Genomic DNA, 23,664 nt, shown 5'->3' on the forward strand with positions numbered 1-23,664 from the left:
GACTTGCTTTGCAGGCAGCTATCGCATGGGCCTTATTGACCAAACAGCCACTTGCAGAATTTGTCGGGCTGTTTGGATGCGGCCGCAAAACGTTGTAGGGGCTGGCAGTCCGTAGGACTGACTGAGGAAGTTTGTTAAAATGTAGCCATAAATATGGGGTTTAAACCTCATCCGTCGCCTCCCGGCGACACCTTCTCCACGCTGGTATGCTATGAATAAAGTAGACTGGCATATAGTTAAACCTCCTGGATTCGTTGAAAGGAGAGTATGTAAAATGTCTATATCGAAAGTCAGTGCAGAGGATAAATTAAAGGCTGTCAAAGCTGTTCTTGCTCATGAAGAATCACCAATGGTTTCTGCAAAAAGGTTAGGGGTTCACTGGAAAGCAGTACAGTATTGGGTAGATGAATATATAGGAAATGGTCCTGAGGTATTTAACAAAAGACAGGTTAAAAGTTATTCTGCTGATCTTAAGATCCAATGCGTAGAGGAATATCTTAAGGGCGAAACGACTATGTCCCAGCTGGTACAAAAATACGGATTAAAAAGTTCTCGTCAAATCAGAGACTGGTTAAAGAAGTATAATAGTCATGAGGAACTAAAAAGTTCGGGTACTGGAGGTGCCAAGATCATGACTAAAGCTAGACAAACGACCTTTGACGAGCGCGTTGAAATCGTAAAATACTGCATTGAAAACGGGAATGCTTACCATGAAACCGCTGAAAAGTTTAAGGTTTCCTACCAGCAAGTCAGAAATTACGTCTTAAAATATAATAAGTACAATACCGAAGGACTCATAGATGGGCGCGGACACAGGAAGCCAGTAGAAGTCCCTGAAGAAGCCCCTACAGAATATGAGTGTATGAAAGCTGAACTCAAACTGGCTAATGCAAAACTCAAAGCCAAGGATATGGAGATTGATTTCCTAAAAAAACTCGATATTGTGGAAAGGAGGCGGGATTCACACAAATAAGATATGGAGCCATTTATGAAGCCATTAAAGAACTGCACGCTGAAAAGAATTACCCTATTCTTGGCCTGTGCAAATTGGGAAAAGTGTCCCGGGCCGGCTACTACAAATGGCTTCATAGAGAGCCTTCAGCACGCGAAATTGACGACAAGGAAATTGCTAAAAGAATAGAAGAGATATACAAGGCTGACCCAGCTAAAGGGTACAGACGAATAGCTGATGACTTACGAGCCCCAAATAAGAAGATCTATCCTGACACGAAACCAATAGCAATTGGTGACGGTCGCGTTCTTCATCTTTGTCGAGTGATAAATATAAAGTCTACGATTAAATATGCCCCTAAGGGCTGCACCCAGCGTGCAATAGATCCTGCATACATTGCAGAAAATATCTTGAATAGGGAATTTAAAGCCGATGCCCCTAACCAGAAATGGTGTACTGACGTCTCAGAATTTCACTACTATGAGGGGGTAGTTGTGCATAAGGTATATCTGAGCGCGATTATTGACCTGTATGACAGACGAATTGTTTCCTATGTGATAAGCAACCGGAACGATAAAAATTTGGTATTCAATACCTTCAATAAGGCATTGTTGAAAAACCCTGGCGCGCATCCCCTGTTTCACTCTGACCGGGGATTCCAATACACCTGCAGGGATTTCCGCAAGATGATTCTAGATGCTGGTATGACGCAGAGTATGTCACGGATAGGAAAATGCATTGATAATGGCCCGATGGAAGGCTTCTGGGGCATGCTGAAAAGAGAACGGTACTATACTCGTGACTTCGACAGCCGTAAAGCTTTGGTAACGATGATTAATAACTACATGGAGTATTACAACAGTGGCCGTTTGCAGCGGAATTTGGGCCGTTTGACCCCTATGCAAAAACATAATAGCTACCAAATGGCGGCGTAGAGGTTTATATTATTAGGAACTGTCTACTTGACGGGGAGCACACCACGCTTGCAGAAGGCATTCAAGCCACTACTGATCAGCTGCTAACTGAACTGTAGTATTAGTATTGAGAAGAACTGAAAACCGTTTGGGCACCCCCCCTTTAAAGCGTTGCGCTCACATCTAAGAGTCCAACAATTTTTCAAAGGGATTCTTGGTTAATGTGAACCATGTGATAGCAGTCTGTGAATCAAGCTCTTTGAGTGCAGATGAACAGCTAGCTGCGAACCACTAAGGAAGTTTAATTTTTTCCTTTCAAATCCCCCCAAAAATGTCCGCGGATTGCACTACACCTCACCCGGACAAACTCCGGACAGAAAAAGAGCCTTCTGCCTGGGGAAGCAGAAAGCTCTTTTTCGAAAGGAAGTTGTTTATGATGATTTGATGGGGAAGATGTAACAAGGAGGGGTAATCCCTGTTACAGTTAAAGTATAACGCATTAGCCGCAAAAAATAAACCCCTATTTTTTGAATTAATTGTGAAATAAATATAACAAAACGCTCGATATGTCAAACTCCTTGTATTTCTGCGGTCCAAACACATAATATTCTTCTTAGTGTTTTTATAATTAATTGCTTTGTGTTTTGTTTGGCTACCCATTTTCCATTTGCACCCAGAAAAAAACAGGGCCGCTCCTCAAGGAACGGTCCTGTTTCAATCCTATTTGAACAAATCTCTTATTTTGTTCATAAAGCTTTTTTCTTCCGGGTTGATGTTGCTGCCGCCGGCTTCTGCGAACTTCTTCAGTGCATCTTTTTGTCCATCGCTGAGGCCCGTAGGCACAACCACCTTTACCCGTACCAGCTGGTCGCCTTTTTGTCCTGTACGCAGGCTGGGAATCCCTTTTCCTTTCAGGCGCAGCACCTTATTGGGCTGGGTCCCTTCCGGAATCTTCACCGTAACCTGGCCATACAGGGTCGGTACCTTGATTTCATCGCCCAGGGCTGCCTGGACAATGCTGATAGGCACTTCACAAGTGACCGTAGTACCATCTCGTTCAAAGAACTTGTGGGGTTTCACGTACAGGTATACGTACAGATCCCCAGGGCGTCCGCCCCGGAAGCCTGCTTCCCCTTCGCCGCCAACCCGCAGCCGGGATCCATTATCCACGCCCGCAGGAATCTTGACCTTCAGTTCTCTCTTCTTCTTTACCCGGCCAGTACCATGGCAGGACTTGCAGGGGTTGGTGACAATCTTGCCCGTACCATTACATTTGGGGCAGGTATGCACGTTGACCACCTGGCCAAAGAGAGAATTCTGGGTAACCCGAATCTCCCCTGTACCATGGCATTGAGGGCAGACCTCCGGCTCGCTGCCGGGAGCAGCACCCGTACCATGACAGTCCGAGCACTCCTCCTCCCGGTTCAGGCGAACCTTCTTTTCGGTGCCAAAGGCAGCTTCCTCAAAGGTAATCTGCATATCCATCCGCAAATCCGAACCCTGGCGCGGGCCCCGGTCAGCCTGACTCCGGCTGCGGCCGCCTGCTCCGCCAAAGAACATATTGAAGATGTCGTCCATGCCTTCGCCGCCAAAGCCGCCGCCAAAGCCCTGGAAACCCTGGAAGGGGTTCCCGCCAGCAGCCCCGGCGCCTCCCCCGTTCTGGAAAGCCGCATGGCCGTATTGGTCATAGGCGGCTCTCTTTTGGGGATCGCTGAGTACGCTGTAGGCTTCGTTGGCTTCCTTGAACTTCTCCGCTGCCTCGGGGTTGTCTTTGTTCAGATCAGGATGATACTTACGTGCCAGTTTGTGATAAGCCTTCTTCAGCTCATCTGCGGTTGCGTTTTTGGACACACCCAGCACTTCATAATAATCTCTCTTGTCTGCCATCAGTATCTCCCTCTAGGAAAGCTTATTTCTTGTCGTCGTCCACAACTTCAGCGTCAACTACATCGTCGTCGGCTTTCTTGCTTTCGCTGCCTTGGGCACCTGCACCTGCGCCAGCATTAGCGCCTGCGCCGGCACCAGCACCGGTGTTCTGGTTTTGTTTGTACAGTTCTGCGGACAGGTCATACAGCGGTTTTTGCAGGGCTTCGGTACCAGCTTTAATTTTGTCGGTATCGTCGGACTTCAGGGTTTCCTTCAGGGAAGCGATGGCGTCTTCTACCTTCTTCACCAGGTCGTCATGACCCTTGCCGTTCATATCTTTTACCGTCTTTTCAGCCTGGTAGATCAGGGTATCAGCCTGGTTCTTGGCTTCAACGGCTTCCTTGCGTTTCTTATCGGCTGCTTCGTTGGCAGCAGCTTCCTTCACCATCTTGTCCACTTCTTCCTTGCTCAGGCTGCCAGAAGACGTAATGGTAATCTTTTGTTCCTTGCCGGTGCCCAAATCCTTGGCGCTTACGTTAACGATACCGTTGGCATCGATATCGAAAGCAACTTCGATTTGAGGTACTCCCCGGGGAGCAGCAGGAATGCCACCCAGTTCGAAACGACCCAGGGTCTTGTTGTCGGCAGCCATTTCCCGTTCGCCTTGCAGTACATGGATATCTACAGCCGGCTGGTTATCAGCAGCGGTGGAGAATACCTGTTTCTTGGAGGTAGGAATGGTGGTGTTCCGGTCAATGATCTTGGTCATTACGCCGCCCATGGTTTCAATACCCAGGGACAGAGGAGTAACATCCAGCAGCAGAACGTCTTTTACATCGCCTGCCAGTACGCCGGCCTGAATGGCAGCGCCCATAGCAACGCATTCATCAGGGTTTACGCCGTGAGCAGGATCCTGGCCCAGGGTTCTCTTGATGGCTTCCTGAACAGCAGGAATACGGGAAGAACCGCCTACCAGCAGAATCTTGTTGATGTCTTTGGGGCTCAGGTTAGCATCGGACAGGGCTCTGTGGGTGCAGTCGATGGTCCGGTCAACCAGGTCGCTGGTCATTTCGTCAAATTTGGCTCTGGTCAGGTCCATATCCAGATGCTGCGGGCCATTGGCGCCTGCGGTAATGAACGGCAGGTTGATGTTGGTGGTCAGCATGTTGGACAGTTCAATCTTGGCCTTTTCAGCAGCTTCACGAATCCGCTGCATAGCCATCTTGTCGCCGGTCAGGTCAATGCCGGTGTCTTTCTTGAATTCGTCGGTCATCCAGTTCATGATGCGCTGGTCGAAGTCATCGCCGCCCAGGTGGGTATCACCGTTGGTGGATTTTACTTCGAATACGCCGTCGCCCAGTTCCAAAATGGACACATCGAAGGTGCCGCCGCCCAGGTCATAAACCAGGATGGTATGGTCATCGGTCTTATCAATGCCGTAAGCCAGTGCAGCTGCGGTAGGTTCGTTGATAATCCGTTTTACTTCCAAACCGGCAATCCGGCCAGCGTCCTTGGTGGCCTGCCGTTGGCTGTCGTTGAAGTAGGCAGGAACCGTAATAACGGCTTCCGTTACTTTTTCGCCCAGGTAGCGTTCTGCATCGCCCTTCATCTTTTCCAGAATCATGGCAGAAATCTGTTCCGGGGTGTAGTCCTTGCCATCAATGGTCACGGTGTATTTGGTGCCCATGTGCCGTTTGATGGAGCTGATGGTCCGTTCCGGGTTGGACACAGCCTGGCGTTTGGCCAGCTGGCCTACCAGTCTTTCACCATTTTTGGTGAAGCCTACAACGGAAGGAGTCAGACGGCCGCCTTCCTGGGTGGTGATTACCGTAGGTTCGCCGCCTTCCATAACGGCTACAACGGAGTTGGTGGTACCTAAGTCAATACCTATAATCTTAGACATAATGAATTCCTCCTGTCAAATCTCGCTTCTTACGCTTTACGCAAAGGTTATCTATTGATTAAGAGTTACGCACAACACGAACCTTGGAATGGCGGATGACCTTGTCGCCGATCTTGTAGCCCTTTTCCAGGACCAGATCCACGCTTTCATCCGGCAGGTCAGGGTTCCCGCCCTGCATAACGGCCTCATGAATGTTGGGATCGAAGGGTTTTCCTTCCGCAGGAATTTCCTCGATGGACAGATTCTTGAGGGCTTTTTCAAACTGCTTGTGGATTTTTTCCATCCCCACTTGGATGGCGCTGGTATCAGTGGAGTTCTTCAGGCTTTCTTCCGCCCGTTCGAAGTTGTCCAGCACCTTCAAAAACTCCTTGGAAACCTGGGCCGTAACAAACTGGCTCAGCTGTTCCCGTTCTTCATTGTTGCGCTTTCTGAAGTTATCGAAATCTGCCTGCAATCTTAAAAGACGGTTTTGCAGGTCCTGGATTTCCTTGGCCTGTGCGTCAAGCTTGGCATCCTTGGGATCCACGGCTTCTGCTTTGCCGTCCTCAGTCTGGGCCTTGGCATCTGCCTTTTCAGCAGCCTGTGCGGCGGCTTGTGCCTGTGCTTCAGTTTCAGCTGCGGCAGTAGTTTCTTCTTTTACCTTCTGCTGTTCTTCTACCATAGTTCCTCCCTACTTTTCGTCTATTTTACTCATAACCACCCGTAGGTAATCATGCAGGTAATCCATAACGGAAATTACTTTCTTGTACTCCATGCGGGTTGGCCCCAGTACGGCCAGGGTTCCAATCACCTGTCCGTTCAGCCGGTAGGTGGCCTGAATCATGCTGCAATCTTGAATGCCGGAGAATTTGTTTTCGCTGCCAATGGTCACGCGCATGCCCGAATGGGCACTGTCCGCTTTCAGCATATCCTTGAGCATCTGCTCCTCTTCCAGGACGCTGAGCAGCTCCTTGATCCGTTCTGGATCCCGAAATTCCGGCTGGCTCAGCAGCTGCTTGGTGCCTCCCAGGAACATCTTGTCCTCACTTTGTCCGGACTGCATTTGCCGGATTCCCTTGATCAGGGAAACGTACAGGGCTTTGTCCCCTTGGAGGGTGTCGCGCACTTCTTGCAGAACCGCATCGGTGATATCGTTCAGCTTCATCCCATGAAGTCTGTTGGTCACCCGTTCTGCCAGGGCATCCATTTCCATCTTGCTCATGCCGGCAGGGATTTGGATTACACCATTATCCATCTGCCCGTCATCTTCTACGATGCACAAAATGGCTTGATGCTCATTCAGGGGCAGGAACCGGATATAGGAAAAAGCACTTTCCCGGTCCTTGTTGGCCAGCACCACGGACACGTTCTTGCTCATCCTGGATAATATCTTGGCGGTGGACTGAAAAATGTCGTCGATGCTGTGTACCCGTTCCCGGTACCAGCTGTTGATCAGCGCCACATCATTGGGTGAGAGGGTGTCCGGTTTCACCAGAGAATCCACGTAGTAGCGGTAGGCTGCTGCGGAGGGAATCCGGCCAGCCGAAGTGTGCGGCTGCTCCAAATAGCCCAAAAGCTCCAGGTCGGACATTTCGTTCCTGATGGTAGCGGGGCTGATTCCCAGGTTGTATTTTCTGGCGATGGTGCGAGATCCTACAGGCTCAGCCGTTTCGATATAATCTTCAATGATGAGTTGAAGTATTTTTTTCTTGCGGTCACTTAGCACTGTAATCATCTCTTTTCTAGATTGTTAGCACTCAAACCATTGGAGTGCTAACATCTAATGGTAAAGATACACCTATTTAGTCAAATTGTCAATACTTTTGACTAAATATTTTTTTCTTTTTTAGCCTCCGGCGGCACCGTGAGAAAAGTCTCAAAGGCCAGATTCCCAAAGCGCATGCCCTGGGGCGTCAGGTGGATATTGTCCCCCTCCTGCTCCAGCCAGCCCCGGGATTGGCACTCCTCCCAGGCTGTTTCATAAAAGGGAAAGAAGGCCGTTCCCGTGCGCTCCTGAAACTCCATCAGGTTCAGCCCCTGCCGGGTTCTCAGGCTCATAAAGACCAGCTCCTCCCGACGGATTTCCGGGGTGAGGGTTTCCACTTCCAGGGGTTTTCCTTCAATATATTCCCGGATACCCGCAGGATTGGTTTCCCGACGCTTACCATTAAACCGGCAGGCCCCGCAGCCAAAGGCCATATAGGGCAGGTAATGCCAGTATACCTGGTTGTGGAGGGACTCCTGGCCGGGCCGGGCGAAGTTGGCGATTTCGTAGCGCTGGTACCCGGCCTGGGGCAGGGCGTCCATCAGGTAGTCGTACATGGCGTCCACCGCCTCGTCAGGGGGCAGGCTCAGCTGCCCCTTGGCCAGCTGCCGCTCCAGCTGGGTCCCCTCCTCTACAGTCAGGCCGTAGACGGAAATATGGTCCACGCCGGTGGCAATCAGCTTCTGTAGGGAATCCTGGACTCCCGCCAGGGTCTGGGTGGGATACCCGTAGATTAAGTCCCCGCTAATCCGGGCAAAACCGGCCTCCCGGGCCAGCTGCACAGCCTCCGCCGCCTCCTCTGCCGTGTGGATACGGCCCATCAGGGCCAGCTCCCCGGGCTGGAAGGATTGGATTCCCATACTCAGCCGGTCAAAGCCCAGCTGGCGATAGGCCCGGAGACTTTCCAGGGTTACCGTGCCCGGATTGGCTTCCAGGGTAGCCTCTGCCGGGTGCTGCCAGAACCTCCGGTCCTTCAGGGCCTGGACAATTTGGGCCAGCAGCTCCGGGGGCAGGACGCTGGGCGTACCACCGCCAAAGTAGATGGTAGCCGTAGGGCTCAGCGGCAGGTCCGGCTCATAGGCGCGAATTTCCTCCACCAGCCGCCGGGTATACGCTTCCATTACCTGGGGAGACTGGATCTGATAGGAAGCAAAATCACAATAGCAGCATTTATGGACGCAAAAAGGAATATGAATGTAGATACCTTGGTACAATTGCCAGCGTGGCCGCATGGAGTTCTCCCCTCTTTCTGTACATTTCGCAAGTTCCTACCTATTGTAGCACAAATGGGACCGGGGAGAAAACGGCGGCAGTAAAACAAAAAAGCCATGCCGCAGCATGACTTTTTTGTACCCATCTTACTTTATTTAATGAAACCTACGTGTTTGCTGATGTCTTCATAGACTTTCTCAGCGGTGGCCTTGAATTGCTTCTTGTTTTCTTCAAACAGGTTGCCGCCGTGGGTATCTACAGCCACGATCAAGGGTCCCAATTCTTCTACTTCGCTGGTCCACAGGGTTTCCGGCATACCCAGGTCTTTCCATTGGGCATCAATGATTTTCTTGAAATGCACAGCGGAAACTACAGCACAGCCAGCAGGGAATACGCAGAAAATGGTTTTGTGTTCTTTGCAGGCTTCCATGGTGTCTTGGCCCATGCCACCCTTGCCCACAATCAGCTTTACGCCAGTTTGTTCAATGAAGGCTTTTTCGAACTTTTCCATACGCATGGAAGTGGTAGGTCCAATGGATACCATTTCGTATTGGTCTTCGCTGCCAGGGATGGGGCGAACGATGGGGCCTGCGTGGAAAATAGCGCCGCCTTCCAGGTTTACGGGCAGGGCTCTCTTTTCTTCAATCAGCCGGCGGTGGGCTACATCCCGGCAGGTGGTAATCTTGCCGGTCAGGTAGACGATATCGCCAATCTTCAGGTCAACCAGGTCTTCGGATTTAATAGGTGTATGCAGAACGATTTTATTAGCCATTATAATTGTACCCCCTTGTGAGAAGTGATGGTGTAGTTCAGGTCTTTATCGAAAATAATGTGGCCGCGGCGATGGTTCCAGCAGCCGATGTTGATGGCTACGCCGATAGCGGACGGGTGACGGGCGGTGTTTTCGATGTGCACGCCCAATACGGAAGCGGAACCGGTCATGCCTTGGGGTCCCAGGCCAATCTTGTTGATGCCGTCCACCAGCAGGTCTTCCATTTCAGCAGCTCTGGGGTTGGGGTTGTGGGTGCCCAAAGGACGCATCAGGGCTTTCTTGGACAGCAGGGCAGCGGTTTCCACGGAGGTGGCTACGCCTACGCCAACCAGGAAAGGAGGGCAGGCATTGGGGCCATAGGTGTACATTCTTTCCAGCACGAACTTGGTAACGCCTTCATAGCCTTCGCCCGGCATCAGTACCATGGCATGGCCCGGCAGGGTGCAGCCGCCGCCAGCCATATAGGTGTCGATTTCGCAGGTGTCGGAGTCCGGAACGATTTCCCAGAATACGGTAGGAGTGCCTTTGCCCACGTTCTTGCCGGTGTTGTATTCGTCAAAGGTTTCTACGCTATTGTGGCGCAGCGGGGTAGCAAAGGTAGCCTGTACGGTAGCTTCTTTCAGCAGGCCTTCCAGCTGGCCGATCAGGGGGAAGTTCTGGCCGCATTTTACAAAGTATTGCAGCACGCCGGTATCCTGGCAGGACGGACGATCCAGCTTTTTGGCCAGTTCCTGGTTCTTGGCGTAGGTTTCATACAGCAGCTTGGCAATGGGCACCGTTTCCTTGGATGCCAATTCCTTTAATTTGGCTGCTACATCATCGGGCAGCACCTTGGCCGTATAGCCTACAAATTTGGCCATAATGTCGGTCATCTGTTTTACTTGTTCTTCTTTGGACATGTTCATTTCCTCCTTATTGGGACAATCAAAATGGGTTGGGATACTCTATTTCAGGTACTTGTTCCTTAATGGTAGAAGGGGAACAAGATGGGAAGCAGAATCAGGGAGACGATATAGCCTACGATTACCATGGGCAAGCCCGCCTTCACGTAGTCGTTAAAGGTGTACCCGCCGGGGGCAAAGACCATCATGTTGGCCGGCATGCCGATAGGAGTGGCAAAGGCCAGGGAACTGCCGATAACCGTAGCTACGATAACAGCTTTGGGGTCAGCGCCCATAGCAGCGGAGATGTTCAGGCTGATGGGAATCAAGAGGGCTGCGGTAGCAAAGTTGCTCATGAAGTTGGTCATGACGCAGGACAGCAGCAGCACTACAGCCAGCAGCATGAAGGGAGAAGCGTTGGAGCCCAACAGGCCGATTACGGAGTCTGCAATGTAGGCGCCGGCGCCGGTTTTTTCCAGGGCCTTGGCCAGAGCCAGGGTGCCGCCGTACACGAACAGGGTTTGCAGGTCGATGGATTTGTAGGCTTGTTTTTCAGAGATAACGCCGGTGGCTACCAGGATGATGGCGCCGATGCAGCCGGACAGATAGAATTTGATGCCGATTTGTTTTTCGAAAATCATGGCGATGATGGTGAGTACCATGATGATCAGGGAAGCTTTTTGCTTCCAGGCCGGTACGGAGGAGAAGTCTTGGGCTTCGTCGTACACGCTTTCGCCTTCAGAACCAGGTTTCTTGTTGGGCAGGAATTTGTAGCCTACAGTGGCGAAGAAGGCAATGCCAACCACCAGGATGGGCAGGCCTACATACCCGTATTCGAAGAAGCCGATGTCAGCGCCGATGGCTTGCAGGGCGGATTTGCCCAACAGGTTGCCGGGAGCGCCGATAAGGCTCAGGTTGCCGCCCATGGCTGCTGCGAAGATTAACGGCAGGAGCAGACGGGAACGGGCAAAACCGGATTTGGCGGCAATACCGATAACCACGGGAATCAATACCGCAGCGGTACCGGTGTTGGACAGGAACCCGCTCATGAGACCGGTAACGGTCATCACGGCTACAATCAGTTCCCGTTCGGAATGGGCAAACTTGGTAACAATGCCGCCGGTCTTGTTGGCCATACCGGTTTCAAAGAAGGCACCGCCGATGATGAACATGGCGACGAACAGGATCAGGTTATTGTCCACAAAGCCGGCAAAAGCATCCTTGGGGGAAAGCACGCCGGTGAGCACCAGGGTGATCAGGGCAATCATAGATGTTACGGCCAGGGGGAGTTTCTCGGTAACGAATAGGATGATGACAAAAAGCAAGAGAAGCAAGGTGATGGAAATCGGGGTCATGGCAATTCCTCCTTCAGGGTGTTGATTTCCGTTGTTTGTTTTGGATACATATGTGATATGTGATAATGTATCCATTTCGTAGCCATAATATACCGCTAATTTTTTCTCCTGTCAACACGCACATTTGAATTTTCTCATAATTGGGTACAAATAAAGGCACCGCCCTAGTCTTGCAAACTAGAACAGTGCCTGTTATTCCTATTATTCTACCGCACAAGGACATTCCCCATTTCCTGTGCAGCCAAAAAAATCCATTTATCCTTTATTAGCCGTATTCCGGTAGTTGGTCAGGAGGTTTTCCATGCTCCGTTCCATATGGGCCCGCATGAGCTTCCGAGCCTTTGCCGCATCGTGGGCCCTAAGGGCAGCCATGAATTTGGTATGCTCCGCAAAGGAAATCTGGGAGTATTCGTTTTCGCTGACCAAAAAGCCCAGGGACAGCCCGTTCCACAGGCTGGCCAGAATCTGGGCCAGCTTGGGATTGTCCGAGGCCTGCCAAATGGCCATGTGGAAGCTTTCGTTGTAGTGGGTGTACTCGCTGTAGCGCTGTTCTTCCATGCACTTTTTCATGGCGGCGTACACTTCCTCCACCTCGGAAATATCGCTGCCCGGCCGGGCCGCCAGGGCGGCCGCCTCCCCTTCCAAAAGGGTACGGACGGCAAAATGATCCCGAATGGCCTTTTCGTTGATGCCCATGACCACGGCGCCCTTATTGGGCCGCAGCCGGACCAGTCCCTGGGCCGCCAGCAGCTGCAAGGCTTCCCGCACGGGGGTCACGGACACCCCCATCTGTCTGGCCGTATCCGCCAGGTTCAAGATGGTGCCTTCCCGGATTTCCTGGCGCAGAATGGCTTTGCGCAAATAGGCAGCCACCTGCTCCCGGGCAGGCAGTAAATGAATCTTGTTCATGGGAACCTGGGTTTTCGCCGTCTGTTCCGCCTTCACCCGGGGCCGGTCCACTTCCCCCGTTTCCGTGCCCTGCTCCTCCAGGGCCAGCTTGCGGGCATCGTCCGCAATGACCACGTGCCGGTTTTGCAGCCGGGTAGCCAGCCCGGAGGCCAGCAGGTTCTGCAGCGCCTCCCGGATGGGCATTCTAGATACCCCAAACTGCTGGGCCAATTCCACTTGTTTTAATTCCGTACCAGGCTGCAGCTCCCCCTTGCAAATCTGGTTCCTGATGGATTCGTAAATCACCTCTTGGGTGGGTTTATACATTTCCATTGGTTTGCTCATCTCCCGCGGCCCCCTTGGGCCTGTATCAATCTCGCAGCTTCTTCCTTGGTGCATTTCCTAGTGTAGTTCACAGGTCAAGGAGCTTTCCTGCTTTGGGTTATTTATCCATCTTCAGGATGGCCATAAAGGCTTCCTGGGGCAGTTCCACAGAGCCCACCTGCTTCATGCGTTTCTTACCAGCCTTCTGTTTTTCCAGCAGTTTCCGTTTCCGGGTAATATCGCCGCCGTAGCACTTGGCCAATACGTCCTTACGCATGGCGCTGACGTTTTCCCGGGCGATAATCTTGCTGCCGATGGCTGCCTGGATGGGAATTTCAAACAGCTGGCGGGGAATCAGTTTCCGCAGCTTTTCTACCAAGGCACGGCCCCAGACCTGGGCCCGGTCCCGATGGACAATGGCGGACAGGGCGTCCACCCCTTCCCCGTTCAGGAGAATATCCACCTTCACCATGTCGGAAGGCCGGTAGCCGCTGAGTTCGTAGTCCAGGGAAGCGTAGCCCCGGGATACGGATTTCAGCCGGTCAAAATAGTCGAAAATGATTTCACTAAGCGGCAGGGCGTAATGGATCATCACCCGGTTTTCGTCCAGGTAGGTCATATTCTCGTATTCGCCCCGTTTTTCCTGGGACAGTTCCATGACTGCGCCCACATAGTCCTTGGGCACAATGATGGTGGCGTTCACAAAGGGTTCTTCCACGTGTTCAATCACCGTAGGATTGGGGAACTGGGACGGATTGTCCACCATTTCCACGTCCCCGTTGGTCTTCACCACTTCGTAGATTACGTTGGGGGCGGTGGTAATGAGGGTCAGATTGTACTCCCGTTCCAGCCGTTCCTTGATAACGTCCATGTGCAGCAGGCCCAAAAAGCCGCAGCGGAAGCCAAAGCCCAGGGCCGAGGAGGTTTCCGGTTCAAACAGCAGGGACGCATCGTTGAGCTGGAGTTTTTCCAGGGCATCCCGCAGGTTATCGTAGTCGGAGTTGTCCACCGGGTACAGGCCGCAGTACACCATGGGGGTAGCTTTCCGGTAGCCGGGCAGGGGCTCCTTGGCGGGCCGTTTGTTGTCCGTTACCGTGTCGCCCACCCGGGCGTCCTTGACGGTCTTGATGGCGGCTGCCAGGTACCCTACCTGGCCTTCGCCCAGCTGGTCCACGTTCACCATGGCCGGCCGGAAGACGCCCACCTCGGTGACCTCGTACACCTTGCCGGTAGCCATAAGCCGGATGGACATACCGGTTTTCAGGACCCCGTTCATTACCCGGACGTAGAGGATAACGCCCTTGTAGGCATCAAACTTGGAGTCGAAAATCAGGGCCTGGAGAGGGGCTTCCGGGTCGCCCTTGGGAGGCGGTACCCGCTTTACCACAGCTTCCAGTACTTCGTCCACGCCCAGGCCGGTTTTGGCACTGCACAGGACGGCGTCGCTGGCGTCAATACCCAACACGTCTTCTACTTCCTTTTCCACCCGCTGGGGATCTGCGCTGGGCAGGTCCACCTTGTTGATGACGGGAATGATTTCCAGGTCGTGCTCCATGGCCAGGTACACATTGGCCAGGGTTTGGGCTTCGATGCCCTGGGTGGCGTCAATCACCAGCAGCGCCCCTTCGCAGGCAGCCAGGGCCCGGGATACTTCGTAGGTAAAGTCCACATGCCCCGGGGTGTCGATCAAGTTCAGCATATACTCCTGTCCGTCTTTGGCCTGGTAATGCAGCTGAACAGCCTGATCCTTGATGGTGATGCCCCGTTCTCTTTCCAGTGACATGGAGTCCAGTACCTGGTCTTCCATTTCCCGTTTGGAAAGGGTTCCGGTTTTCTCGATCAGCCGGTCTGCCAAGGTTGACTTGCCATGGTCAATATGGGCAATAATGGAAAAATTTCTGATATGATCGCTTTTGGCCATTCTTATTTCTCTCCCTAAAAGGTAATTCAAGCTTTGGAATTTACAATCGAATAGTTTATTATATCATGAAAAGCCGCATCTTGTCTAAGGCTGCGCCTTTTGCCTGTTTTATACGACAAAAAAGGCCGGCAACTGTAAAGAGTTGTCAGCCTTCCTGGCCAATCTTATTTTACTGCATTTACTTTCTTTGCTAAACGAGACTTTTTGCGAGCTGCGGCTTTTTTATTCACCGTACCTCTGCGAGCAGCTTTATCTAATAAGCTCGTTGCTACCTTCAAAGTGGCCTGGGCCTCATCTTTGGATCCTGCAGCAGCAAAAGCTTCAACCTTGCGTGCGGTGCTGCGGATTTCAGCTTTAACCGGGCCATTGGCAGCGCGTCGTTCGGCATCAGTCTTGACACTACGAATGGAAGACTTAATATTCGGCATGTTTTCACCTCCACCAATAAGCTTTACCAAAGTATTCTACCATGGTTGGGCATAATGTGCAAGTCATTTCTCAAGAGATTTTTCTGAACGGTTGATGGCATTGATGATTCCTAACAGGGAAGCGGTGTTGATATTGGGGTGAATGCCTACCCCAAAAATGTGCTTGCCGTCCGGTTTGGCCAGCTCAATATAGGAAATGGCCTTGGAATTGGAGCCCTGGGAAATGGCGTGTTCGTGGTAGTTGATGAAGCTGTAGCCGTCCACCCCAATCTTGTGGAGGGCGCTGAAGAAGGCATCGATGGGGCCGTTGCCGGAGCCGATAATATGCACGTCGGTGCCCCCGGCCTTCACATCTCCCTCAAACACCGTATTGGAGTCCTCAGCGGCTTCCTGGTTGTCGTAGACCCGATGCTTGCCCAGCTGATAATTGCCCTGGAAATCCACGTATTCCTTGTTGAACAGCTCCACAATCTGGCTGGCGGACAGCTCGTCCCCGTACTGGTCGGCGGCTTCCTTAACAATATGGCCAAATTCCGGGTGCATTTCCTTGGGCAGGTAGTAGCCCACCGCCTGCTGCATCACAAAGGCGGCACCCCCCTTGCCGGACTGGCTGTTGATGCGGATCACCGGTTCGTACTCCCGGTGGATATCCGCCGGGTTGATGGGCAGGTACGGCACTTCCCAATACCGGCTGTTGGTGTCCGCCATGTACTTGAAGCCCTTGCGGATGGCGTCCTGGTGGGACCCGGAGAAAGCGGTGAACACCAGCTCCCCGGCGTAGGGATGTCTTTCGTGGACCTTCATTTTGGTGACACTTTCGCAGATGCGCTTGATCCGGTTGATATGGGAGAAGTCCAGCTTGGGGTCCACATTGTGGGTGTACATATTCAGGGCCAGGGTGACAATATCCACGTTCCCGGTCCGTTCCCCGTTGCCAAACAGGGTCCCCTCTACCCGTTCCCCGCCGGCCATCAGGGCCAGCTCTGCCGCGGCTACCCCTTCGCCCCGGTCGTTGTGGGGGTGGAGACTGATAATGGCCCGGCTGCGGTCCTTCAGCTTCCGGCAGAAGTACTCAATCTGGTCCGCATACGTATTGGGGGTGGACATTTCCACCGTGGAGGGCAGGTTGATGATGACCGGCTTTTCCGCCGTGGCCCCCAGGGTATCCAGCACCGCTTCGCAGATTTCCACAGCGTAGTCCGTTTCCGTGCCGGTAAAGCTTTCCGGGGAGTACTCGTAGCGGATGTTCATGCCGCTTTTGGCCACTTCCTTCTCCGTCAGCTCCCGGATCAACTTGGCCCCGTCCACGGCAATCTTGGTGATGCCGTCCATTTCCTTGTCAAACACCACTTTCCGCTGGAGGGTGGAGGTGGAATTGTAGAAGTGGATAATCACGTTCTTGGCGCCCCTTACGGCCTCAAAGGTCTTTTCAATCAGCTCCGGCCGGGCCTGGACCAGCACCTGGATGGTTACATCGTCAGGGATATAGTGGTCCTCGATCAGGGTGCGCAGGATTTCGTATTCCGTTTCGGAGGCTGAGGGAAATCCCACCTCGATTTCCTTAAAGCCGATTTTCACCAGGGTGGTAAACAGCAGCAGCTTTTCTTCCAGCTGCATGGGGGTTACCAGGGCCTGGTTCCCGTCCCGCAGATCCACGCTGCACCAGATAGGCGGCTGGGTAATGGTTTTGTCCGGCCAGGTCCGGTCCGGCAGGGATACCCCCTGAAAAGGAATGTATTTTTTAATGGGTTTTTGCATTTTTGTTTCCTCCTTGTTTTCCGGGGGCAACAAAAATCCCCGCCCCCCAGGTATTGTCTAGGGGCGGGGAAAAATTTCCACGCGGTACCACCCTTGTTTCAGTCAGCGCTGCTGACCCTTTCACCTCTGCTAAGGCTAAGGTCTGTAACGGGACCTCCCGTTCCGGACTACGTATCACCCGGACGACTCAGGAACCAGTTATCCATGCCCAGCAGATTATCGGCTCACAGCAGCCGCCGACTCTCTGAAAATCTCACTGCGCATCTTTTCTTCCGTCATAGTCATTGTTTACAAGCTTTATAGTTTATGGTGGTAATTATACGGTTTTTAGTAACAGATGTCAACAAATTCCCTAAAAAACCTCCACGCCGGGCGAAAAGTGTTAATGATGGAACAGACGGACGCCGGTCATGCACATGGTGATGTTGTGGGCATCGCAGGCTGCAATCACCAGGTCGTCCCGGATGGAGCCGCCAGTTTGGGCAATATAGGCCACGCCGCTCTTATAGGCCCGTTCGATGTTGTCGCCGAAGGGGAAGAAGGCATCAGAACCCAGGGACACCCCGGTATTTTGGGCAATCCAGGCAGCCCGTTCTTCCCGGGTCATAGGTTCCGGTTTTTCCGTAAAGTATTGTTGCCACTTGCCGTCGGCCAGCACGTCTTCCGCTTCGTCAGAGGTGTAGACGTCAATGGTGTTGTCCGTTTCCGGACGGCTGAGGCCCGGTTTGAAGGGCAGCGCCAGGACCTTGGGGCTTTGGCGCAGCCACCATTTGTCGGCCTTGTCCCCTGCCAGCCGGGTGCAGTGTACCCGGGACTGCTGGCCGGCGCCTACGCCGATGGTCTGGCCGTCTTTGACGTAGCACACAGAGTTGGACTGGGTGTATTTCAGGGCAATCATGGCAATCAGCAGATCCCGGACCGCTTCCTCCGGCAGTTCCTTGTTCTTGGTCGGCCGGTTTTGCAGCAGCGCTTCCGTAATCTGGTCATTGTTGCGTTTTTGTTCAAAGGTAATACCAAACACCTGCTTGGTTTCCAGTTCTTCCGGTTCATAATCCGGGTCGATTTCAATTACATTGTAGCGGCCCTTTTTCTTGCTTTTCAGGATTTCCAGGGCTTCCGGTTCGTAGCCCGGGGCAATGACCCCGTCGGACACTTCGTGCTTCAGCACCCGTGCCGTAGCCACGTCGCACACGTCGGACAGCGCCACAAAATCCCCAAAGGAGGACATGCGGTCAGCACCTCTGGCCCGCACATAGGCCGAAGCCAAAGGCGACAGCTCCAAACCCTCCACCCCATACACCTTTTCCATGGTTGCGTTCAGCGGGCTGGCCACAGCCGCACCGGCCGGGCTCACATGCTTAAAGGAAGCGGCAGAAGGCAGGCCCGTGGCCTTTTTCAGTTCCCGCACCAGCTGCCAGCTGTTGAAGGCATCCAGGAAGTTGATATAGCCAGGGTTGCCGTTTAACACCGTAATCGGCAGATCTTCACCGCCAGCCATATAGATTCTGGCAGGAATCTGATTGGGGTTGCAGCCGTACTTTAATTTCAATTCTTTCATAGATGCTTTTCCTCCTTTTTTACGAAAAAACCGACCTATCCCGGGTCAGCTTTTCTGCCCAGACGGTCGGCGGTCTTGGGCCATGCTCCCTGTGGTTTACCCACTTCCGTCAGTTACATGACCTGCTACAAAAATTATAAACTTTCCACAGGCCAGTGTCAATCTAAAGGCGGAGAAGCAGTTCCTGTCCCAAAACAAAAGGGGCAGCACAACCAAGGACGGCTGTGCTGCTCTTATGGGGTTCTTTACCAGTTTGTTAAAGGCTTTTATTTCACATCATACATCCCGCTGGGGCCAGGCCGCAGGTTGATCAGGATGTTCTTGATCTGGCTGTAGTGGTTCAAAATCACCTTATGGGTTTCTCTGCCGATACCGGACAGTTTGTAGCCGCCGAAGGGAGCGCCGGCAGGCAGGTCATTGTAGGTGTTGACCCACATACGGCCGGTGCGTACGCTGCGGGCTACTTTCAAAGCCGTATTGATGTTGCTGCTGAATACGGCGCCGCCCAGGCCATAATCGCTGTCGTTGGCCAGTTTGATAACTTCGTCCACGGTCTTGAATTTTTGTACCACAACCACAGGTCCAAAGATTTCTTCCTGGCATACCCGGTCAGCGTTGGAGTTGGCCACCAGGATGGTGGGTTTCATGAAGAAGCCCTTATCGCAGCCGTTTTCGGTGTATTTTTCACCGCCGGTAATCAGCTGGCAGCCTTCTTCTACGCCCAATTTTACGTAGTTCAGGACCTTATCCTGCTGGGCTTTATAGATTTGGGCACCCAATTGGGTGGTAGGATCCGTAGGATCGCCAATCTTCACCGCTTCGAAGGTGGCTTTCAAATGTTTCAGGAATTCATCGAAAATGCCTTCCTGTACAAACAGCCGGGAACCAGCGCAGCAAACCTGGCCTTGGTTGAACAGAATGCCCTTGCAGGCGCCGTCAATGGCTTGGGTCATATCCGCATCATCAAAGACGATGTTGGCGGATTTGCCGCCCAATTCCAGGGTAGCCGGAATCAATTTGTCGCAGGCAGCCTGGTATACGCCCCGGCCCACTTCGGTAGAACCGGTGAAGGCCAGTTTGTCCAGATCCGGGTGGTCCAGAATCCATTGGCCGGATTTGGAACCCTTGCCGGTGATAACGTTGATAACGCCTTTGGGTACTACGTCCTTGATCAGCCGTACCAGTTCCATCAGGGATAGAGAGGTATGGGAGGACGGTTTGATGACCACCGTGTCACCAGCGGCCAGGGCAGGAGCCAATTTCCAGCAGGCCATGGTGAACGGGAAGTTCCAGGGAATGACCTGGCCTACCACGCCTACCGGTTCGTGGAGAATCAGGGACATGGTGTTGTCATCCAGCATATTGGCGGAACCTTCCCAGGCTCTCAGGCAGCCGGCGAAATACCGGAAGTGGTCGGAGCCCAGAGGAATATCGGCAGCCTTGGTTTCCCGAATGGGTTTGCCGTTATCCAGGGTTTCTACCAGGGCCAGATGGTCCAGGTTGGCATCGATAATATCAGCAATCTTCAGCAGCACGTTCTGCCGTTCAATGGGGGAAGTTCTGCCCCAGGCAGGCAGGGCAGCTCTGGCAGCCTTGACGGCCTTGTCCACGTCTTCTTTAGTAGCTTCGGCAAAGTAAGCCAAATGCTCCCCGTTGGCCGGGTTATGGGCATCAAAAGTAGCGCCGTCGGACGCAGGAACAAATTCGCCGTTAATAAACAAACCGTAGGTTTCTTGGATATCTGCTTTTGTCATAAAATCATTCCTCCCTCAATCTGAGTCCATGGATCCCCTGGAGGCTTCTCCCCGTAAGCCTTGGATTCAGTCACCCCAGTAGGCTATGGATTTCGTTTAATTAATGTACGCTTATTTTCGAATATGCTTCGCTATATCTCTTAGCGACAACATTAGTATAGCACTGAATTTTCAGATATTCAACAGTTTCATGTTATTTTAATATTAAATATATTAATATGTGTATAATTTTATCCTATAACTGTGCCTTTGTCAATTACGGTTGACGAAGTTCATTTTTTCAGAATCTTTCATTTTACCCCGGTTTGGGACATATTTCCCCGTTTCTTGTATTTTTATTAAGTTCAATGCTGAAATATCCCCCTTATACAAAAAGACGCGTCCGCAGACGCGCCTTGGTAAACTATTTTCAATTGGCTGGACAGCTTTTGCTTATATTGCTCTTAAATTACCTTAAAATTGAATACAATATCTTTCAACGGCAGGTTTAACGTTTTGGCATACTCAGCCTTTATCTTGTAGTCCCCGGCCTGGGTAAAGCTCAGGAACAAAATGGTGCTGCCGGGAGAACCATTTTGGCCGGATTCGTTCACCATGGGCAGGTAGAAGGAATGGCCCAGATTGGCAAAGCCCCCCTGGCTGCTTTGGTCAAGGAGCTGCCAGGTATTGCCCGTGGTAGGATTGGCATCCAGGTACAGCGCCACCAGTTCCCCCGGGTGCAGTACCAGGGTCTTGTCCGCAGCGTCCTGGGTCAGCTTGTAGCTGGTCAGGAGCCGGGCCCCCTCCGCCACATTGATGGATTTTACCAGGGACGCATAGGGTACACTGGTGGTATACGCGCCCCCCGGAGCCGCCGGCAGCAGAATCCCGTTTTCCCCAAAGACAAAATCCTTGCCCAGGAGCTTTTCCGTATACTCCGCCGTATTGGTATAGAGCAGATCCCGAGGTTCCACCTCCTTGCCGCTGGTGGTGTCCAGATTCAGGCCGTCGTAGACCGTCTTGTCCCCTTCCGCCTTCAGGATTACACTAAACAGCGTAGGCCGGTTCACCGTAATCTGGTAGGACAGCACCGCCTTGCCCCCGGCTTCCTTGCCCAGGGCATTGGCCTTTTCCTTAATGACATGATTCAGATTGTTTTCCAGATATTGCTCCTTCAGGCCATCCACATAGGGAACCACACCCTCTGCATTGCCGTCGGCATAATGCTCCTGGAGCACCGTGGTGTGCCCAAAGGCCAGCACTGTTTCCGGCAGACAGAATAAGAAAGCAGCAAACAGCGTCAACAGTTTTTTCATGAAAATCCTCCTGTTATAATAAATATCTCGTGAGAAACGGCTGCAAAACACTGCGGTCCTCCGTGTAGGTGACGTTTTCCCCCAGCTCCACAATGCCGTCAGAGACTATTATACCATTGATATGTGAATTTTTTCCGATTTTCATGGCCCCGGCCGAATACAGCAGCACCTTGTCCATATAGACTCCTTCACCCAGAGTCAGAGAGCCGCCGCAATAGATCCGAAAATCCCCTTCCACCCGAAAGCCGTTGCTAAAGGTCAGAGCTCCCTGGGGTACCAGCACCCCGCTGCCCCGCAGCACCGCCTTGGTATACGTAATGGGCTTACGGCTGGGCGTTTGGTACAGATAGGGTTCCAGCGGCTGTTCCAGCCTAGCCTGGGGCGGCATAGGACTGGTAATGGCGTGGGCAAAATCCACTGCAGACATTCCCAAAAGACCCAGCCCGGAATTTTTGTCCCGAATCTGGCCCACAGGATACTCCACCTCCAGGTTTTTCCCCACCGGCCGGATTTCATACCGGGCTCCATCCATCAGAAGGCCCCGGTTGAGCCGGTGCAGGCTAGCATATTCCATACGCAGCTGCACGCCCCTCTGCCAGGTTTTTACCCGGATTTGGAATTGGTCCGGAGACCCCGGAAACCCCATAGGCGGCAGTTCCTTAATGCTGTTCTCCCGATTCAGAGGAAGTCCATTCCTGCTGCGGCAGAAACTGCTGAGCAACTCCGCCCACTGCCGGCTTTGCTCCCGGTAGACCAGGGCATCCACCTCCTGGAAGGTAACCTGCTTTAGGGCATACAGAATGCCGGCAAAGGCCGCAAACAGATACAGGAACAGCAGGGACACCATGCCGGTACTTTTTCCATTAGTAATTGCCATAGCGAAAGACCTCCTCCACCTGCTTTTTCTGCCCGGTGGCAGGATAGCTGAGCAACAGACGCCACCGCAGCCGGTTAGGCCCCGTCTTTTCCACCTTCAGGTCTTCTATTTCCAGCTGAGGAGCCAAGAGCGGATTCGCCCCCGGCCGGGTGGAATTCACCCAGGAGGCCATATACAGCAGCTGCTGTTGGGGATTCTTCATGGGGTGGTTCAGGTAATAGCTGCGTTTCAGGGGCTGCAAATGGCCATACGTAGCAATCCCATTTCTAGAGCCAGTCAAGGAAGGGTGGATTTCCACCCGGTCCACAGCAAACTCCAAATGGCTACCCACTCGTGCTTCCAGGTCCTGGGCTGCCCGTTCCAGTTCCCACTGACCGTATTGAGCAGCAAACAGCTGCACCAGCCGGCCGCCAAATTGAAGAATTCCCGCCGTAATAAGCATAAAAAATCCCAGGGCAATATAGCTTTCCAAAAGGAGACTGCCCCTACTTTTTCCCAAACGCATAATAGGTGAAGTACCTCCTTCCGTCCTGCTCCAGCACGTCAATCTGATACAGCACCTGGGGCTGGTCAAAACCCGCCATTGCGCGCTGGGTCACCTGCAGCGTCAGGCCCTCCCGTTCTGCCGGAACCGGCAGTCCGTCTTCCACATTCCAGACCGCTTCCCGGGCCAAACGGGCAGCCGCCTGGAGACGCTGATACCGCTCCAGCATTTTGGCAGTTACCGCCCAGGTTTCCAGGCCCAGCACAGCCAAAAGCCCTGCCAGCACAGTAGCCCACAATACATCCAAAAGGATAAAGCCTGCGGCTTTTTCATGGATCTGCATAAACCATCCGTCCTGTTACAGGCTGAAAAATCAGCATCCGGCTGTACCCCGGGTCCGTCCGGTGGGCAACATGTATATAGCCAGTGGCATTGCCGCTGCGGATAAAGCTCGTGTTAAAGGACTTGGCTTCGAAGTCTCCCAGCCCCAATTCTGCCATGGAAATCTGCCGCTGGACCTGGTACTGCTGGCCAATTTGAAGCTCCTTCGGGTTCTGCCAATTCCGCTTTAGCCAGAGAATTCCCTCGTGCTGGTACATGACCTTTTGCTGGGCAGTAGAGGCAAAGGTACTCATAGCTTGAGAAGCCAAGTTCAGTTTGACAGCCTTACTCAATTCACTGATGCTGGAAAACAGAGGCAGGCAGAAAAAGGCCAGGGTAAGGTACAGGCTTAGCCCCAAAAGCAGGTCCAGCATCACAAAGCCCGGGCTTTTCCGGG

21 protein-coding genes, 1 pseudogene, 1 riboswitch and 1 other annotated feature are annotated in these 23,664 nt (G+C 52.7%); of the genes and pseudogenes, 2 read left to right on the plus strand and 20 right to left on the minus strand.

Annotated elements, in window-relative coordinates; translation table 11 throughout:
• The first annotated feature begins 211 nt into the window (after window positions 1-211).
• Together LKE88_RS04315 and LKE88_RS04320 are read left to right on the plus strand one after the other, a co-directional pair.
• Entirely contained in the window at window positions 212-973 is a 762-nt protein-coding gene (locus LKE88_RS04315; RefSeq protein ID WP_105325742.1) for a helix-turn-helix domain-containing protein, read from the plus strand.
• A 23-nt stretch (window positions 974-996) separates the two neighbouring features.
• Complete coding sequence (locus tag LKE88_RS04320; protein ID WP_255419934.1) at window positions 997-1,887, plus strand: IS3 family transposase; 891 nt, start codon at window positions 997-999, stop codon at window positions 1,885-1,887.
• Between the two features lie 699 nt (window positions 1,888-2,586).
• Here LKE88_RS04320 and dnaJ read toward each other — a convergent pair.
• The 20 genes and pseudogenes from dnaJ to LKE88_RS04415 all read right to left on the minus strand — a co-directional run bounded on the left by dnaJ (window position 2,587) and on the right by LKE88_RS04415 (window position 23,644).
• The gene (gene dnaJ, locus LKE88_RS04325; protein ID WP_105327276.1) at window positions 2,587-3,753 is read right to left on the minus strand and encodes a molecular chaperone DnaJ; all 1,167 of its coding nucleotides are present in this window, start codon (window positions 3,751-3,753) and stop codon (window positions 2,587-2,589) included.
• 22 nt (window positions 3,754-3,775) lie between these two features.
• Entirely contained in the window at window positions 3,776-5,635 is a 1,860-nt protein-coding gene (dnaK, locus tag LKE88_RS04330) for a molecular chaperone DnaK (RefSeq protein WP_105327275.1), read from the minus strand.
• A 58-nt stretch (window positions 5,636-5,693) separates the two neighbouring features.
• The gene (gene grpE, locus LKE88_RS04335; protein WP_118286875.1) at window positions 5,694-6,296 is read right to left on the minus strand and encodes a nucleotide exchange factor GrpE; all 603 of its coding nucleotides are present in this window, start codon (window positions 6,294-6,296) and stop codon (window positions 5,694-5,696) included.
• Between the two features lie 9 nt (window positions 6,297-6,305).
• Window positions 6,306-7,349, minus strand: a complete 1,044-nt coding sequence (gene hrcA / locus LKE88_RS04340; protein ID WP_105327273.1) for a heat-inducible transcriptional repressor HrcA — start codon at window positions 7,347-7,349, stop codon at window positions 6,306-6,308.
• Window positions 7,350-7,441: 92 nt separating this feature from the next.
• Window positions 7,442-8,611: a radical SAM family heme chaperone HemW gene (gene hemW / locus LKE88_RS04345; protein WP_118286874.1), complete on the minus strand. Its 1,170-nt coding sequence runs from the start codon at window positions 8,609-8,611 to the stop codon at window positions 7,442-7,444.
• Between the two features lie 131 nt (window positions 8,612-8,742).
• Window positions 8,743-9,363, minus strand: coding sequence for a L(+)-tartrate dehydratase subunit beta (gene ttdB / locus LKE88_RS04350; protein ID WP_105327271.1), 621 nt, complete (start codon window positions 9,361-9,363; stop codon window positions 8,743-8,745).
• Window positions 9,363-10,262 carry a L(+)-tartrate dehydratase subunit alpha gene (gene ttdA, locus LKE88_RS04355; protein ID WP_105327270.1) on the minus strand — a complete coding sequence of 300 codons (900 nt, stop codon included), beginning with the start codon at window positions 10,260-10,262 and terminating at the stop codon, window positions 9,363-9,365. The genes ttdB and ttdA overlap by 1 nt, the downstream gene beginning before the upstream one ends.
• Window positions 10,263-10,327: 65 nt before the next feature.
• On the minus strand, window positions 10,328-11,599 hold the full coding sequence (locus LKE88_RS04360) for an SLC13 family permease (protein ID WP_105327269.1): 1,272 nt from the start codon (window positions 11,597-11,599) through the stop codon (window positions 10,328-10,330).
• A gap of 255 nt (window positions 11,600-11,854) precedes the next feature.
• On the minus strand, window positions 11,855-12,508 hold the full coding sequence (locus LKE88_RS04365; protein ID WP_353937255.1) for a GntR family transcriptional regulator: 654 nt from the start codon (window positions 12,506-12,508) through the stop codon (window positions 11,855-11,857).
• A 174-nt stretch (window positions 12,509-12,682) separates the two neighbouring features.
• Window positions 12,683-12,886, minus strand: a pseudogene (locus tag LKE88_RS13175) (GntR family transcriptional regulator); the annotation flags it as partial.
• Between the two features lie 43 nt (window positions 12,887-12,929).
• Window positions 12,930-14,732: a translation elongation factor 4 gene (lepA, locus tag LKE88_RS04370; protein WP_105327267.1), complete on the minus strand. Its 1,803-nt coding sequence runs from the start codon at window positions 14,730-14,732 to the stop codon at window positions 12,930-12,932.
• Between the two features lie 164 nt (window positions 14,733-14,896).
• A complete protein-coding gene (gene rpsT / locus LKE88_RS04375; protein WP_105327266.1) occupies window positions 14,897-15,160 on the minus strand; it encodes a 30S ribosomal protein S20 in 264 nt (87 codons plus the stop codon).
• A 63-nt stretch (window positions 15,161-15,223) separates the two neighbouring features.
• On the minus strand, window positions 15,224-16,918 hold the full coding sequence (gene leuA, locus LKE88_RS04380) for a 2-isopropylmalate synthase (RefSeq protein WP_105327265.1): 1,695 nt from the start codon (window positions 16,916-16,918) through the stop codon (window positions 15,224-15,226).
• Window positions 16,919-16,974: 56 nt separating this feature from the next.
• Window positions 16,975-17,206, minus strand: a binding site (T-box leader).
• A 94-nt stretch (window positions 17,207-17,300) separates the two neighbouring features.
• Window positions 17,301-18,476 (minus strand): phosphoribosylaminoimidazolecarboxamide formyltransferase, encoded by a 1,176-nt coding sequence (locus LKE88_RS04385; protein ID WP_105327264.1) that lies wholly within the window; start codon window positions 18,474-18,476, stop codon window positions 17,301-17,303.
• Window positions 18,477-18,525: 49 nt separating this feature from the next.
• Window positions 18,526-18,603: riboswitch (ZMP/ZTP riboswitch) on the minus strand.
• 139 nt (window positions 18,604-18,742) lie between these two features.
• Window positions 18,743-20,230, minus strand: coding sequence for an aldehyde dehydrogenase family protein (locus tag LKE88_RS04390; RefSeq protein ID WP_118286869.1), 1,488 nt, complete (start codon window positions 20,228-20,230; stop codon window positions 18,743-18,745).
• A 443-nt stretch (window positions 20,231-20,673) separates the two neighbouring features.
• A complete protein-coding gene (locus LKE88_RS04395) occupies window positions 20,674-21,525 on the minus strand; it encodes a protease inhibitor I42 family protein (protein WP_105327262.1) in 852 nt (283 codons plus the stop codon).
• Between the two features lie 13 nt (window positions 21,526-21,538).
• Window positions 21,539-22,402, minus strand: a complete 864-nt coding sequence (locus LKE88_RS04400; protein ID WP_105327261.1) for an LbetaH domain-containing protein — start codon at window positions 22,400-22,402, stop codon at window positions 21,539-21,541.
• The gene (locus tag LKE88_RS04405) at window positions 22,389-22,907 is read right to left on the minus strand and encodes a hypothetical protein (protein ID WP_105327260.1); all 519 of its coding nucleotides are present in this window, start codon (window positions 22,905-22,907) and stop codon (window positions 22,389-22,391) included. Before LKE88_RS04405 ends, LKE88_RS04400 begins: the two co-directional genes overlap by 14 nt.
• Window positions 22,888-23,229, minus strand: coding sequence for a hypothetical protein (locus LKE88_RS04410; protein WP_105327259.1), 342 nt, complete (start codon window positions 23,227-23,229; stop codon window positions 22,888-22,890). Before LKE88_RS04410 ends, LKE88_RS04405 begins: the two co-directional genes overlap by 20 nt.
• Window positions 23,216-23,644: a hypothetical protein gene (locus tag LKE88_RS04415; protein WP_276802847.1), complete on the minus strand. Its 429-nt coding sequence runs from the start codon at window positions 23,642-23,644 to the stop codon at window positions 23,216-23,218. Before LKE88_RS04415 ends, LKE88_RS04410 begins: the two co-directional genes overlap by 14 nt.
• Between the last annotated feature and the right edge of the window lie 20 nt (window positions 23,645-23,664).

The sequence above is a fragment of the Acidaminococcus hominis genome (assembly GCF_022484025.1).
GTDB lineage: Bacteria > Bacillota > Negativicutes > Acidaminococcales > Acidaminococcaceae > Acidaminococcus > Acidaminococcus hominis.

Coding starts and splice junctions, on each gene's coding strand:
- leuA (WP_105327265.1), bottom strand. CDS start 16,918: ATGCAAAAACCCATTAAAAAATACATTCCTTTTCAGGGGGTATCCCTG.
- LKE88_RS04315 (WP_105325742.1), top strand. CDS start 212: ATGAATAAAGTAGACTGGCATATAGTTAAACCTCCTGGATTCGTTGAA.
- lepA (WP_105327267.1), bottom strand. CDS start 14,732: ATGGCCAAAAGCGATCATATCAGAAATTTTTCCATTATTGCCCATATT.
- LKE88_RS04405 (WP_105327260.1), bottom strand. CDS start 22,907: ATGCGTTTGGGAAAAAGTAGGGGCAGTCTCCTTTTGGAAAGCTATATT.
- LKE88_RS04400 (WP_105327261.1), bottom strand. CDS start 22,402: ATGGCAATTACTAATGGAAAAAGTACCGGCATGGTGTCCCTGCTGTTC.
- LKE88_RS04410 (WP_105327259.1), bottom strand. CDS start 23,229: ATGCAGATCCATGAAAAAGCCGCAGGCTTTATCCTTTTGGATGTATTG.
- LKE88_RS04390 (WP_118286869.1), bottom strand. CDS start 20,230: ATGACAAAAGCAGATATCCAAGAAACCTACGGTTTGTTTATTAACGGC.
- hrcA (WP_105327273.1), bottom strand. CDS start 7,349: ATGATTACAGTGCTAAGTGACCGCAAGAAAAAAATACTTCAACTCATC.
- LKE88_RS04360 (WP_105327269.1), bottom strand. CDS start 11,599: ATGACCCCGATTTCCATCACCTTGCTTCTCTTGCTTTTTGTCATCATC.
- LKE88_RS04395 (WP_105327262.1), bottom strand. CDS start 21,525: ATGAAAAAACTGTTGACGCTGTTTGCTGCTTTCTTATTCTGTCTGCCG.
- rpsT (WP_105327266.1), bottom strand. CDS start 15,160: ATGCCGAATATTAAGTCTTCCATTCGTAGTGTCAAGACTGATGCCGAA.
- ttdB (WP_105327271.1), bottom strand. CDS start 9,363: ATGGCTAATAAAATCGTTCTGCATACACCTATTAAATCCGAAGACCTG.
- LKE88_RS04365 (WP_353937255.1), bottom strand. CDS start 12,508: ATGAACAAGATTCATTTACTGCCTGCCCGGGAGCAGGTGGCTGCCTAT.
- hemW (WP_118286874.1), bottom strand. CDS start 8,611: ATGCGGCCACGCTGGCAATTGTACCAAGGTATCTACATTCATATTCCT.
- grpE (WP_118286875.1), bottom strand. CDS start 6,296: ATGGTAGAAGAACAGCAGAAGGTAAAAGAAGAAACTACTGCCGCAGCT.
- dnaJ (WP_105327276.1), bottom strand. CDS start 3,753: ATGGCAGACAAGAGAGATTATTATGAAGTGCTGGGTGTGTCCAAAAAC.
- ttdA (WP_105327270.1), bottom strand. CDS start 10,262: ATGTCCAAAGAAGAACAAGTAAAACAGATGACCGACATTATGGCCAAA.
- LKE88_RS04385 (WP_105327264.1), bottom strand. CDS start 18,476: ATGAAAGAATTGAAATTAAAGTACGGCTGCAACCCCAATCAGATTCCT.
- dnaK (WP_105327275.1), bottom strand. CDS start 5,635: ATGTCTAAGATTATAGGTATTGACTTAGGTACCACCAACTCCGTTGTA.